Origin of the sequence: Streptomyces sp. SID12501 (assembly GCF_010550245.1) — a bacterium.
GTDB lineage: Bacteria > Actinomycetota > Actinomycetes > Streptomycetales > Streptomycetaceae > Streptomyces.
The window spans coordinates 1-540 of record NZ_JAAGLU010000374.1; the positions used below are offsets into that span (position 1 = coordinate 1).

The 540-nt window shown below is 69.8% G+C and carries 1 protein-coding gene; it reads left to right on the forward strand.

What is annotated here, in order from left to right:
- A partial coding sequence (locus G3I71_RS46310; protein WP_203733079.1) for a hypothetical protein occupies positions 1-540 on the forward strand: 540 nt, incomplete at both ends.

Sequence of the window (540 nt, forward strand, 5' to 3'; positions counted from 1 at the left end):
GACGCGCTGCTGGTCGCCGAGGCGGCGGGCGACGACGCGGTGACGGGGTATCTCTACGTATCCTCCGACCTGCCGTGGCCGGCGAACCCGGTGGTCGAGAACCGGCTGCCCGACCACTGGCTGACGACGGACCCGTCGGGGAGCACCGAGGTGCTCGCGACGAAGGAGAAATACCTGCCGACGGAGGTGTGGATCGCCCCGGACGGCAGCGTCACCGCACCGCACAGCGGCCTGCGGGCGTGGTTCGTCTCGACCCCGTTCGCGTTCTGCATGCGGTGCCGCGTGTCCTACGAGCAGGTGCGTGGGAACGACTACGCGAAGCTCGCGACCCTGGACCGGGAGGGCCGGTCATCAGCCGTCACCGTGGTGAGCGCGAGCATTGTCCGCTCGCTCAAGCAGCTCCCGGCGTCCGAGTTGCCGGCCGACGCTCGCAAGCTGCTGACGTTCTTCGACAACCGCCAGGACGCGTCGCTGCAGGCCGGCCACTTCAACGACTTCGTCCAGATCTCGCAGCTGCGCGGCGCCCTGTTCCGGGCGCTC